The 12,860-nt window shown below is 68.0% G+C and carries 11 protein-coding genes; 7 read left to right on the forward strand and 4 right to left on the reverse strand.

Annotation, left to right across the window (positions count from 1 at the left end):
• Window positions 1-77 precede the first annotated feature (77 nt).
• Window positions 78-2,657 (forward strand): ATP-dependent chaperone ClpB, encoded by a 2,580-nt coding sequence (clpB, locus tag K8P63_RS09655; protein WP_223799581.1) that lies wholly within the window; start codon window positions 78-80, stop codon window positions 2,655-2,657.
• 96 nt (window positions 2,658-2,753) lie between these two features.
• Here the strand turns inward: clpB and K8P63_RS09660 are convergent, their stop codons facing one another.
• Window positions 2,754-5,657 (reverse strand): TonB-dependent receptor plug domain-containing protein, encoded by a 2,904-nt coding sequence (locus K8P63_RS09660; RefSeq protein ID WP_223799582.1) that lies wholly within the window; start codon window positions 5,655-5,657, stop codon window positions 2,754-2,756.
• Between the two features lie 252 nt (window positions 5,658-5,909).
• On the opposite strand from K8P63_RS09660, the gene K8P63_RS09665 reads away from it, so the two are divergent.
• From K8P63_RS09665 to pal, 6 genes are read left to right on the forward strand one after another with little or no spacing between them, the layout of a single operon-like run.
• Window positions 5,910-6,374, forward strand: a complete 465-nt coding sequence (locus tag K8P63_RS09665) for a YbgC/FadM family acyl-CoA thioesterase (RefSeq protein WP_223799583.1) — start codon at window positions 5,910-5,912, stop codon at window positions 6,372-6,374.
• Complete coding sequence (gene tolQ, locus K8P63_RS09670; protein ID WP_223799584.1) at window positions 6,371-7,066, forward strand: protein TolQ; 696 nt, start codon at window positions 6,371-6,373, stop codon at window positions 7,064-7,066. Before K8P63_RS09665 ends, tolQ begins: the two co-directional genes overlap by 4 nt.
• Before the next feature lie 3 nt (window positions 7,067-7,069).
• Window positions 7,070-7,513: a protein TolR gene (gene tolR / locus K8P63_RS09675; protein WP_223799585.1), complete on the forward strand. Its 444-nt coding sequence runs from the start codon at window positions 7,070-7,072 to the stop codon at window positions 7,511-7,513.
• Between the two features lie 27 nt (window positions 7,514-7,540).
• The gene (locus K8P63_RS09680) at window positions 7,541-8,434 is read left to right on the forward strand and encodes a hypothetical protein (protein WP_223799586.1); all 894 of its coding nucleotides are present in this window, start codon (window positions 7,541-7,543) and stop codon (window positions 8,432-8,434) included.
• 44 nt (window positions 8,435-8,478) lie between these two features.
• On the forward strand, window positions 8,479-9,810 hold the full coding sequence (tolB, locus tag K8P63_RS09685; protein WP_398288877.1) for a Tol-Pal system beta propeller repeat protein TolB: 1,332 nt from the start codon (window positions 8,479-8,481) through the stop codon (window positions 9,808-9,810).
• Between the two features lie 44 nt (window positions 9,811-9,854).
• Window positions 9,855-10,379 carry a peptidoglycan-associated lipoprotein Pal gene (gene pal, locus K8P63_RS09690; RefSeq protein ID WP_223799587.1) on the forward strand — a complete coding sequence of 175 codons (525 nt, stop codon included), beginning with the start codon at window positions 9,855-9,857 and terminating at the stop codon, window positions 10,377-10,379.
• A gap of 154 nt (window positions 10,380-10,533) precedes the next feature.
• Here the strand turns inward: pal and K8P63_RS09695 are convergent, their stop codons facing one another.
• The 3 genes from K8P63_RS09695 to K8P63_RS09705 are packed head-to-tail and all read right to left on the reverse strand — an operon-like array spanning window position 10,534 to window position 12,853.
• A complete protein-coding gene (locus K8P63_RS09695; RefSeq protein WP_223799588.1) occupies window positions 10,534-10,986 on the reverse strand; it encodes a hypothetical protein in 453 nt (150 codons plus the stop codon).
• Window positions 10,986-11,930, reverse strand: coding sequence for a S1/P1 nuclease (locus tag K8P63_RS09700; RefSeq protein WP_223799589.1), 945 nt, complete (start codon window positions 11,928-11,930; stop codon window positions 10,986-10,988). The genes K8P63_RS09695 and K8P63_RS09700 overlap by 1 nt, the downstream gene beginning before the upstream one ends.
• 2 nt (window positions 11,931-11,932) lie before the next feature.
• On the reverse strand, window positions 11,933-12,853 hold the full coding sequence (locus K8P63_RS09705) for an isoaspartyl peptidase/L-asparaginase family protein (protein ID WP_223799590.1): 921 nt from the start codon (window positions 12,851-12,853) through the stop codon (window positions 11,933-11,935).
• Window positions 12,854-12,860: the final 7 nt, after the last annotated feature.

Consider the following 12,860-nt stretch of genomic DNA (forward strand, 5'->3'; position numbering starts at 1 on the left):
CGGCAAAGATCAAGGGCAGGGCACTTGTGTTGTATAAATATCACACCATATCGCCCCGGTAGGAGAGGGAGACGACCTTGAACTTCGACAAATTCACCGATCGCGCGAAGGGCTTTCTCCAGGCCGCACAGACCGTTGCGATCCGCATGAGCCACCAGGGCATCACGCCCGAGCATCTGTTGAAGGCGTTGCTCGAGGACGAGCAGGGCATGGCGTCCGGGCTGATCCAGAAAGCCGGCGGCGATCCGCGGCGCGCGCTGAGCGAGACCGACCTCGCGCTCGCCAAGATCCCGGCCGTATCGGGCTCGGGCGCGCAGGCGCAGCCGGGCATGAACAACGATCTGGTGCGTGTGCTGGATCAGGCCGAGCAGGTCGCGCAGAAGGCCGGCGACAGCTTCGTCACGGTCGAGCGCATGCTGCTCGCGCTCGCGCTGTCCCTCAACACCCCCGCCGGCAAGGCGCTGCAGGCGGCAGGGGTAAAGCCCGAGGCGATCAACGCTGCGATCAACGAGCTACGCGGCGGCCGCTCCGCCGACACCGCCTCGGCCGAGGACCGCTACGACGCGCTCAAGAAGTTCGCGCGCGACCTCACCGAGGCGGCGCGCGAAGGCAAGCTCGACCCGGTGATCGGTCGCGACGAGGAGATTCGCCGCACCATCCAGATCCTCGCCCGGCGCACCAAGAACAATCCCGTGCTGATCGGCGAGCCCGGCACCGGCAAGACCGCGATCGCCGAAGGCCTCGCGTTGCGCATCGCCAATGGCGACGTGCCCGACGGCCTCAAGGACCGCAAGCTGATGGCGCTCGACATGGGCAGCCTGATTGCTGGCGCGAAGTATCGCGGCGAGTTCGAGGAGCGGCTGAAAGGCGTGCTCGACGAGGTGAAGCAGGCCGACGGGCATATCGTGCTGTTCATCGACGAGATGCACACGCTGGTCGGCGCGGGTAAATCCGAAGGCGCGATGGACGCGGGCAACCTGCTCAAGCCCGCCTTGGCGCGCGGCGAGCTGCACTGCATCGGCGCGACCACGCTCGACGAATATCGGAAGTATGTCGAGAAGGATCCCGCGCTCCAGCGGCGGTTCCAGCCGGTGTTCGTCGGCGAGCCGACGGTCGAGGATACGATCTCGATCCTGCGCGGGCTGAAGGAGAAATACGAGCTGCACCACGGCGTGCGCATCGCCGACGGCGCGATCGTCGCGGCGGCGACCCTGTCGAACCGCTACATCACCGACCGCTTCCTGCCCGACAAGGCGATCGACCTGATGGACGAGGCCGCGTCGCGGCTGCGGATGGAGGTGGAGAGCAAGCCCGAGGAGATCGAGGCGCTCGACCGCCGCATCATGCGGATGAAGATCGAGCGCGAGGCGCTGACCCGCGAGACCGATCAGGCGTCGCGCGACCGGCTCGGCAGCCTCGACTACGATCTCGCCCAGCTCGAGCAGCAGTCGGCCGAACTGACCCAGCGCTGGCAGGCGGAGAAGGAAAAGCTCAACGCCGAGACGCGGATCAAGGAGCAGCTCGACCAGGCGCGCGTGGCGCTCGATCAGGCGCAGCGCGGCGGCGACTGGACCCGCGCCGGCGAGCTTTCCTATGGCACGATCCCCGCGCTGGAGAAGCAGCTCGCCGAGGCGCAGTCCGCCGCGCAGGGCGCGATGGTGCGCGAGGAGGTGACCAGCGAGGATATCGCCGGCATCGTCAGCCGCTGGACCGGCGTGCCGGTCGAGCGGATGCTGCAGGGCGAGCGCGAAAAGCTGATCCGCATGGAAGAGGTGCTGGGCAAGCGCGTCATCGGCCAGCAGGATGCGGTCGCGGCGGTCAGCCGCGCGGTGCGGCGCGCGCGCGCCGGGCTGCAGGATCCGAACCGGCCGCTGGGCAGCTTCCTGTTCCTCGGCCCGACCGGCGTCGGCAAGACCGAGCTGACCAAGGCGCTGGCCGGCTTCCTGTTCGACGACGACAGCGCGATGGTGCGCATCGACATGAGCGAGTTCATGGAGAAGCACGCCGTCGCCCGCCTGATCGGTGCCCCGCCGGGCTATGTCGGCTATGAGGAGGGCGGCGTGCTGACCGAGGCGGTGCGGCGCCGGCCGTATCAGGTGATCCTGTTCGACGAGGTGGAGAAGGCGCATGGCGACGTCTTCAACGTCCTGCTGCAGGTGCTCGACGACGGGCGGCTGACCGACGGGCAGGGGCGCACGGTGGATTTCACCAACACGCTCATCATCCTGACGTCGAACCTCGGCTCGCAATATCTGGCGAGCCTGCCCGACGACGTGCCGGCCGAGACGGTCGAGCCGCAGGTGATGGAGGTCGTGCGCGGGCATTTCCGGCCCGAATTCCTGAACCGGCTGGACGAGATCATCCTGTTCCACCGTCTGGGCCAGAGCCATATGGGCCCGATCGTCGACATCCAGATCGGCCGCGTCCAGCGGCTGCTGAAGGACCGCAAGATCGCGCTCAGCCTGAGCGACGAGGCGCGCGACTGGCTCGGCCGCGTGGGTTACGACCCGGTTTACGGCGCGCGACCGCTGAAACGCGCGGTGCAGAAATATCTGCAGGATCCGCTCGCGGAGGCGATCCTGCGCGGCGAGGTGCCCGACGGATCGGTCGTCACCGTGACCGACGCCGACGGCAAGCTCGCGCTGCACGTGGCGTAACGACGCTCCGTTCGGAGTGAACGGCAAAAGAAAGGGCCCGGAGCATCTCTGCTCCGGGCCCTTTTGCTACATGTCCGACTTGCGTCGGGATGCCGGTCAGATCTTGACCGACACGCCCGCGAAGAAGGTCCGCCCGATCACGTCGTAGGTGTTCGGGAAGGTCGAACCGGCATTCACGTCCGAGCCGACCGTGTCGCCGACGATCGGCGACTTCTTGTTGAACATGTTCTGGATGCCGAGCCGGAAGTCGAGGTTCTTGTTGACCGTGACGCTCGCGGTCTCGTCGAAATAGCTGATCGTCGGAATGCGCGACCGCAGGATGTCGGTGCCGACATCCTCGTGCACCGCGCCCAGGAAGCGCCAGCGCGACAGCAGGTTGAACGAGCCGTAGCCGAGGTTCAGGTCGGCGACGTGCTTCCACTTGGGCAACGGCTCGAGCGGGTTGCACGCCGAACCGAACTTGCCGGCGCACTGGATCGTCGCCGAGGTCGGATCGCTCTGCTGCTTGTAGTTGCGGACGTAGGTGCCCGAGAACGACAGAGCATAGTTGAAGCGGTCCATGTTGCCGCCATGATAGCCGACCGACACGTCGATGCCGTCGGTCTTGATGACCGCGACGTTGCCCAGCACCTCCGGCACGCCGTAGATCAGGTTGCCCGAGAGCGACCCGTTGAGCGTGTTGCGGTGGATGCCCGAGCAGGCTGCGCTCGCCGCATTCTGGTCGACATTGTAGCACTGGTTGACCGTGATCGACGGCGGCACGACCGACACGGCGTTGCCGATGCGGATGTTGTAATAGTCGACCGACAGCGTGAAGGCGCGGAAGCGCACCGGGTTGACGACCATGCCGACCGTGAACGTGTCGGTCTTCTCCGCCTTCAGGTTCGGATTGCCGCCGGTGAAGACGTTGATCTGGCCCGAAATCGGATTGGGAACGCTGCTGACCGCACCGTTGAACGCGCTCGCCGGCGCGCCCTGCGCGATACAGATCGCGCGGATGGTCGAGCTGACGTTGTTGCCGGTGCAGGGATCGTTGTTGAGGCTGCCGGTGCCGCCGACCACGGGCGAGTAGAGCTCGTAGACGTTCGGCGCGCGCACCGCGCGCTGGTAGATGCCGCGGAAGCGCAGGCCATCGACCGGGCTGTAGTCGCCGCCACCCTTGTAGGTGTAGACGGCGCCGACGGTCGAGTAATCCGAATAGCGGAAGCCGCCTTCGACATCGAGCGCGTGGATGAAGGGCCGATCCTGCACGATCGGCATCTTGGCCTCGATATAGGCCTCCTTCGTGTCGTACTTGCCGCCGATATTCTGGCCCTGGCCGTAATAGATCAGGTCGCCCGATGCGTAATCGTCGCTGACGGTGGTGACCGCCTTCTCACGCCGATATTCGACGCCGATCGATACCGCCGCCGGCTTGTCGGCGAACGGGCTCTGCAGGAAGCCGACGTCGCCGGCGATGTTGCCGCCCGCGACGATCTGGGTCGTCTTGGTATCCTGCACCGCGTTCCGCAGCACGAAGGCGAGCTGGTTGGCCGGAATGGTGCCGGCATTGAACAGGTTGAGCGGCACGCATCCGCCGGTCGGGTCGAAGCATTGCGCGCCGTTCGGGCCGCTCACGACGTCCAGCGCCTGCGCGAGCGCCGAGTAGGACAGATCGTTCTTCAGGACTTCGTGACGCCGGACCTCGCCATACTGGCCGGAAACATCCCACTTCCACGAGCCGAGGTCGCCGCGCAGGCCAGCGACGCCCTGATAGTAATTGGTCGTGTGATCCTCGACGCGGCCACCCGTTTCGGTGACGCGGCGGCGGATGCCGATCACCGAGGTGCCGGCGCGCGCGGTGGGATCGTCGGCGACGCCCGAGCCGTCGTTGATGACCGCGCCCGGACCGAAGAAGGCGGTGCGCTCGTCGGCCGTCAGGAACGGGTTCGACGGGTCGATGTTGAAGGTGTAGCCGGCGGTCGCGGTCGGGGCGAGCGTCGTCACCACCTTCACATGCTCATAGGTGCCGCGCGCATAGGCTTCGATGCCGTCGGTGAGCTTGTACTTGCCCATCACGGTGCCGCTGTAGCGCTCGAACGGTAGCTGCGCGTAATTGACCGGCGTGAAGTTGTAGAGGTTCAGGTTCGGCGTCAGCGCGCCGGTCGGCGTCACCTGCACTTCGCTGCCGTCGCCCAGGTCGAACACGGTGGGGTTGGCGTTGGACGAGCCGGCGCTGGTCTGCAGGTCGCTCGAGCTGACGGCGTTCGCGTTATGCGGCCGCGCCGAATAGAACACGCCGGCGCGCTTCGAATAATTGGCCGATGCGACGATGTTGCCGCGATCGCCCAGCTTCATGCCGCCGGTAAGGCTGAAGTCGCGGGTCATGCCGTCGCCCTGGCCCGAAACCTGGTTGCTGGCGTCGGCGCGCAGCCCGGTGAATTCGTCGTCCAGCACGAAGTTGACGACGCCCGCAATCGCGTCCGATCCGTACACCGCCGACGCGCCGCCGGTCAGCACGTCGATGCGCTTGATGAGCGCGACGGGGATGGTGTTCACGTCGACCGCGCCGGTCGTGTCGTAGGCCGGCGCGCGCTTGCCGTCGATCAGCACCAGCGTGCGGTTGGCGCCGAGGCCGCGCAGATCGATCGTCGCCGCGCCGTCGCCCGGATTGTTCGAGGCCGAGGTGCCGTTCGCGACGAACTGCGGGTTGACCGTCAGGATCTGCTCGACCGTGACGGTGTTGCTGGCGCGGATCGCGGCGGGGTTGATGACCGCGACCGGGCTCGACGCGACGAGGTCGGGGCGCGCGATGCGCGAGCCGGTGACCACGATCTCGCCGTTTGTCTCGGGCGCGGACGGCGCGCCGGTTCCGCCCGTGTTCGGAACCGATTCCTGCGCCTGGCCGCCGAGCGGAACGCCTTGTGCACTTGCGGGAGCGGCGATCAGGCCGGTGGTCAGCGCGGCAAGCGCCGCACACCCGCCGAGCGAGCGCCTGAAGCTGTGAAAACCATCGATCATATTGTAAATCCTGTCGTCTTTCGCGCCGTTGGAGCGCGATGGATGGCCCCCGAAATCCGACAAGCGGCGGAACTTTGGAAGCCGCAAGCGACGAACGGAAACGATCGGGCAACAAACTGTCGCGCGATTGCAACAATTTGGCCGGTCGGGCGCGCGGGAACGCCGTTTCGGCAGCAAGGTTCCGCTAAAATATGCTGCACCGCACACAACTCGCCGCTTTTCGGCGCGACGAGTGGAGGCTAGGGCGAGACGATGGCTGAAGATCTTTCCGACCAGCCCTATGCCGGCCGCTTTGCCGACGGGGCACATCGTTTCGCACTGCGTATCTATTATGAGGATACCGACGCCGCCGGGATCGTATACCATGCCAACCACCTGCGCTACTTCGAGCGCGCGCGCGGCGACATGCTCGCGCTGCTCGGCATCGATCATGTCGCGACGCTGCGTGCAGGCGAGGGCGGCTATGTCGTCGGCCATGTCGACCTGCGCTATTCGGCGCCCGCATTGCTTGGCGACGCGCTGGTCGTCGTCAGCCGGCTGGAGGAGGTGCGCAATTCGGCGCTCGTCATTCAGCAGGCAGTCATGCGCGATGGGCAGGAAGTCGCCTCGGGCCGGGTAACGGTCGTGTTCGTCGGGCCCGACGGCCGGCCGCGCCGGCAGCCCGAGGCCTGGGTGAAGGCCTATATGGCGATCAGGGGAGCGCAGGCAGGCGAATGAACGGATTGAGCGTCACCACCAATAGCGCGGCGATCTCGCCGATCGCCCTGTTCCTTCACGCCGATATCGTCGTGAAGGTCGTGATGGCCGGGCTGATCCTGGCCAGCCTGCTGACGTGGACGATCATCATCGGCCGCGGCGCGGTGCTGCGTTCGGCACAGAATCGCAGCGAGGCGTTCGCGCGCGATTTCTCCCGCGCGCCCGATATCGACAAGCTCTATGCGGCCGAGACCAAATCCGAGGTGCCGGCCGCGCGGATCTTCACCGCCGGAATGCTCGAATGGCGCCGCTCGACCTCCGCCAAGAAGGTCGATCCCGATGCGGCGCGCGCGCGCATCGCCGCGGTGATGGCCACCACCGCCTCGGCCGAGACCGAGCGCCTGTCCGATCGGCTCAACCTGCTCGCGACGATCGGCAGCGTGTCGCCGTTCGTCGGCCTGTTCGGCACGGTATGGGGCATCATGCGCTCGTTCGCCGATATCGCGGCGTCGCAGAATACCAGCTTCGGCGCGGTGGCGCCGGGCATCGCCGAGGCGTTGTTCGCCACCGCGCTCGGCCTGTTCGCGGCCATCCCGGCGGTGATCGGCTACAATCGCATGACCCACCGGCTCGACAAGATCGAATCCGGGCTGATGCGCTTCGCCGAGACGCTCCACGCGGACCTCAGCCGCGAGCTGGACGCGGAGCGCTGATCGATGGCGATGGGGCCAGCCCCGCGGCGCGGCCACGGCCGCCGGCGCGCGCCGATGGCGGAGATCAACGTCACGCCTTTGGTTGACGTGATGCTGGTGCTGCTGATCATCTTCATGGTGACGGCGCCGCTGCTGGTCGCCGGCGTGCCGGTGAACTTGCCCGACAGCCGCGCCAAGCCGCTCGACCAGCCGCAGAAGCCGGTCCAGATCAGCCTGTCGGCCGACGGCAAATTGTTCGTCGACGATGCCGAGCTGGCGATGGGGGCGCTGCCCGATCGCCTCGCCGCGATCGCCGCCAAGGGCAAGGGCGCCGACGCGCCGCAAATCTACCTGCGCGCCGACCGCTCCTTGGATTACGGGCGGGTGATGCAGGTGATGGGCGAGCTGAGCCGCGCCGGCCTCACCCGCGTGGCGCTGCTCACCAACGCCACCGAGGGCGGCAAGTGAGCCTCGCCCTTCCGCTGCAGGCCGGACATGGACCGGGCTGATCGTGCCGGGCTCGCCGTCGCGGCGGTCGGCCATCTTGCATTGCTGGCCGCGCTGTCGATCGGTCTCGCGTGGCGGGTGCCGCCGGTGAAGCCGGTGCAGGACGTGATGGACGTGCAGCTGGTCGACGCGGTCGGGCTCAAGTCCGCCGCGCCCGAGCCCGCGACCGAAGCGCCGCAACAGGCGGAGGCGCCCGAGGCCGGTCCTCCCGCCGAGGCGCCCCCGCCGCCTGCGCAACAGCCGACCCCCGCTCCCCCGCCCAAGCCCGCGCCGGTCAAGCCGCCCGAGCCCAAATCGGACGTGCCGCCGCCTAAGCCGGTGCCCCCGAAGCCCGAGCCGGCCAAGCCGCAGAAGGCGCCCGAAAAGCCGGCGGCCAAGCCGGCGCCGGCCAAGTCGCTGACCGACATCCTCAAGGATGTGCGCTCCAGCGCCAAGAGCGAGCAGGCGAGCGCCGCCAAGAGCGAACGCGCCGCCGGTGCGAAGCTCGGCCCCGATTTCCTCAAGGGCGTGCTGTCAGCCTCGGCGGGCAAGGGCGAGAAGGCGCGCGCCTCGATCAACGACGCGGCGATGAACGGCCTCGCCGCCGCCATCAAGCGCCAGGTCCAGCCCTGCTACGATCTCGGCGGCCTGGGCGGAACGCCGGCGATGCAGATCGTGACCGTGCTGCAGCTCCGCTTCAACCCCGACGGATCGGTCGCTGGCGCGCCGCAGCTGGTCGAGCAGCAGGGGGTCAATGACGGCAACCGTGCCTACGCCAAACAGATGATCGAAGTGAGCCGTCGCGCTATCCTGCGTTGCGCGCCACTCAAATTACCCGCCGAGATGTACAGCGGCGGGTGGGAGAACATAACCATGGGCTTCACTCCGGGGCAGATGCAATGACCAAGGCCAAGTTCCTGACCGCCGCCTGCGGCGCCGTGCTGCTGATGGGCATGGGCCGCGCGCCGCTGCACGCGCAGACGCCGCCGCCGGCCCCGCCGCCTGCGGCTGCCGCCGCGGCACCTCTGCGCGTCGATATCACCGGCGGCATCTCGCAGCCGATGCCGATCGCGATCCCCGACATGCCGACGCCGGCCGCGGCCGACACGCCGGCGGGGGGCACCGATGCGCTGGGCCGGCAGGTGGCGCAGATCGTCACCAACGACCTGAAGAATAGCGGCCTGTTCAATCCGCTGCCGGCGGGACAGCTCCGCCCGGTCGGCTTCCCGCAGGTGCAGGCGCCCGATTATGGCGCGTGGCTGCCTACCGGCGCGCAGGCGCTGGTGCAGGGCTTCGTTCAGGCGAACGGCGACGGCACGCTGACGGTCGGCTGCTATCTCTACGATGTCTTTTCCAAGACCGAGCTGACGCGGCAGGGCTTCGTCGTGAAGCCGGGTGAGTGGCGCCGCGCGGCGCACAAATGCTCGGATACGGTCTATACCCGCCTGACCGGCGAGGGCCCCTATTTCGACAGCCAGGTGATGTACGTCTCCGAGAGCGGGCCGAAGAAGAACCGCACCAAGCGGCTGGCGATCATGGATCAGGATGGTGCCAACCACCGCTTCATCACCAATGGCCAGAGCCTCGTGCTGACGCCGCGCTTCGCGCCGGGGCGGCAGGAGATCGTGTTCATGTCGTTCGAGAACGACCAGCCGCGCGTCTACGTCTACGAGATCGGCTCGGGGCGGAAGCATCTGGTCGTCAACCAGCCCTACACCACCTTCGCGCCGCGCTTCTCGCCCGATGGACGCACGATCCTGTTCTCGATGATCGTCAACGGCAATTGCGACATCTATTCGGTGCCGGCGAGCGGCGGCACGCCGCACCGCCTGACCACGTCCCCCGGCATCGATACCGGCGGCAGCTATTCGCCCGACGGGTCGAAGATCGTGTTCGAGAGCGATCGTTCGGGCGGTCAGCAAATCTACGTGATGAATGCCGATGGATCGAACCAGCATCGCATCAGCTATGGCGGCGGCCGTTATGCCACGCCGGTGTGGAGCCCGCGCGGCGACCTGATCGCCTACACCCATACCGGCGGCCGCTTCTCGGTCGGCGTGATGGGCGCTGACGGATCGAACGCCAAGGATCTTACCAACGGCTGGCAGGACGAGGGCCCGACGTGGGCCCCCAACGGCCGCGTGCTCATGTTCTTCCGGACTGCCCAAGGGTCGGGCAAGGCCGAATTGTGGTTGGTCGACCTGACCGGCGTCAACGAGCGCCACATCCCGACGCCGCTGGACGGATCGGACCCGGCATGGGGACCGTTGCTGCCCTGAAATAAACTGCCTAAACAAAGCCGCAAAGCAGAGGAGTGCGAATGATGCTCAAGACCAACCGGATGCTGCTGACCACGGTGGCGCTGCTCGCCGTCGCGGGCTGCGCCAAGAAGCCGCCGGCACAGCTGCCGCCGCCGCCGCCCACCAGCAACACGCCCGCACCCCCGCCGCCGCCCAGCGATTCGGGTGTCGGCACCACGACCGTCCCCGGCTCGCGTGCCGATTTCATCGCCCAGTCCGGCAGCGACACGGTGAATTTCGCCACCGACAGCTCCGACGTCGACAGCGAGGCGCAGTCGATCCTGACCAAGCAGTCGGCGTGGCTGCGCAAATTCCCCAACGTGCGCGTCACGATCGAAGGCCATTGCGACGAGCGCGGCACGCGCGAGTACAACCTCGCGCTGGGCGACCGCCGCGCCAATTCGGCCAAGAACTTCTTGGTCAATGCCGGCGTCTCGCCCGCGCGGATCAGCGTGATCAGCTACGGCAAGGAACGTCCGGTCGCGACCGGCTCCGACGAAGCCTCGTGGGCGCAGAACCGCCGCGCCGTGACGGTGGTGCCCCAGTAAAGGCGAGCCCTGCCCAAACCGTTCGTCCTGAGGAGGGACTGAGCGCAGTCGAAGGCCCGTCTCGAAGGATATGTGCAACCGGCGCGTGTCCTTCGAGACGTCATTTCGACGAGCTCAATGGCTCCTCAGGATGAACGGAGACGCGCGTCACCGCTCACTGTTCGGCTCCCAGTACGTGATCCCGCAATGCGCGCGCGTCGTGCAGCGCATTGTGGGGCACCTGGCTGTTGCGCGCGGTCGAGAAGCCGGGCGTCCGCATGAAGCGGAAGCGCAGGCTGGCGACGTCGACGATCTCGGTCTCGGCGGTCAGCAGCAGCCGGCAGAACAAGGCGATATCCTCGGGCCAGTCGGCGACGATCTCAGGATCGGGATCGGTGCGCAGATAAGCGGCGACGTCGTGCCCCGCCGCGACGCGATCGAGCTGGTTGTACAGCATCGGCGGCACGCTCTTGAGATAGGGCAGCACGTGGCGCCCGACCCATGGATGCGCCGGCTCCTCCAGCGGCAGCACGACATAAAAATCGTCGCCGCCATCCTCCGGCACCAGAGCGAGGCTGAGCAAGGCGCCGCCGAAGCCGTTGAACTCGGTATCGAGGAAGTAGCGCATCAGCCCTCCGAACGCGGCTTGCGCGGCGGGTGCGCGACCTCGGGATGGTCGCCGTCGAGCGCCTCGTCGAGCAGACGGGCGAGGCGGAGGCCGCCCTTTGCCACCTGCATGCGGACCATCGGGATCAGCCGCTCGATCGTGGGTTCGTCCAGCTTCACCTGCCGCACGGGCGGCTCGGCGCAGGGATCGGCGATCACGCTGCCATAGACGTCGCGCTTGGCCGCCTCCCAGCTTTCGCGGCCCCAGTCGTCGAGCGTGCCGGCGGCGAGCGCGGCGCGATCGGCGACGGGGACCGAGGCGAGGATGCCGGCCGCGCCCTCAGGCGGGGTCGAGATGGCGCGTTCGGCCAGCAGCCCGTCCCAGATCGAGTGGAGGTTGGTGTGTGGCACCGCGCCGTAGCTCGCCTTGACCTTGTTGCCGCCCTGATCGCCCTCATGCTCGACACCGTGCAGCGGCTGGTGCAGGTCGCCGACGAAATGGACGATGAAGGCAAGCGCCATCAGCCGGTCGCGCGGCGGCAGCTTGCGATCGGCGAGCATCCGCTGCGCGCGCGCGATCTGCGCCGACACGCAATTGCCGTTGGCGCACGGCTCCCTGGTCGAGAAGCTCTTGCACAGCTCGACGTCCTGGAAATGCCAGTTGTACGCATAGCTGAAGCGGTCGCCGAGCGTCTTGATGCAGTCGGGCCAGACCGATGCCTGCTCGATCGTGTGGGCAGGACAGGTGGGCGTCTCCAGCACCGCCTGCCGCTTGAGCAGCCAGTCGATCGAGGCGCGGGTGGTCGGCTTGACCTGGCTCATCGCGATCGTCGCGACGGTCTCGTGGCCATATTCCCACCACGCGGCGGCGGGGGAGGGAAGCGCAAGCAGCGCCACCAACATCAGCAGCAGGCGATCGAGCCGGAGCAAGCGCCGCAGAGCGGATCGATCATGTGCGGGGATCATGCTCACTCCTCGTCGCCATAGATGGCGATGCGCGGTTCGTCGCCCGACCGGGCGATGGCGCGATACATGGCCGGCGTGTTGAACGCCCAGCCGCCGCTGCCGTCGGAGCCGACGACGATCGTGCCGCCCTTGCCGCCGAGCGCGCCGATGTCGGCGATCACCTCGCCGGCGGCGTCGACCGCGAGCGCGCCGCCAATCCGCACGCGCGCGGCGATTTCGTGCGCGGCCGCGGCGCGGATGAACACCTCGCCCGCGCCGGTGCAGGAGATTGCGGCGGCGCGATCGTCGGCATAGGTGCCCGCGCCGATCAGCGGCGTGTCGCCGATCCGGCCCCAGCGCTTGGCGGTGAGCCCGCCGGTCGAGGTGGCGGCGGCGACATGGCCGTGCCGGTCGCGCGCGACCGCGCCGACCGTGCCATATTTCATGTCGGCATCGAACCCGCCGCCCGCCTTGATCTCGTCGAGCTGGCGGCGGCGTTCGGGGATGGCGAACCAGTCGGGCGCGACCTGCTCCAGCCCGGCGGTGCGCGCGAAGCCGTCCGCGCCCGCGCCTGACAGCAGCACGTGGCGCCCGTCCGCCAGCACCGCGCGGGCGAGCGACACCGGCGCGCGCGTCGTGGTGACGCCGGTCACCGCGCCGGCGTCGCGGGTGCGCCCGTCCATAATCGCGGCGTCGAGCTCGTTCACGCCGTCCCACGAGAAGACCGAGCCGCGCCCCGCGTTGAAGTGCGGATCCTCTTCCAGCACCCGCACCGCCGCCTCGACCGCGTCGAGCGCGCTGCCGCCGTCGCGCAGGATCGCGGAGCCGGCTTCCAGCGCCGCGGCGAGGCCTGCCCGGCCGGCGGCGTCGCCGTCTGGCCCGAGATTGGCGCGCGTCATGCTGCCCGATCCGCCATGGATCACGAGCGTCCAGTCCTGTGTCATCGCGCTC

Origin of the sequence: Sphingomonas nostoxanthinifaciens (assembly GCF_019930585.1) — a bacterium.
GTDB lineage: Bacteria > Pseudomonadota > Alphaproteobacteria > Sphingomonadales > Sphingomonadaceae > Sphingomonas_I > Sphingomonas_I nostoxanthinifaciens.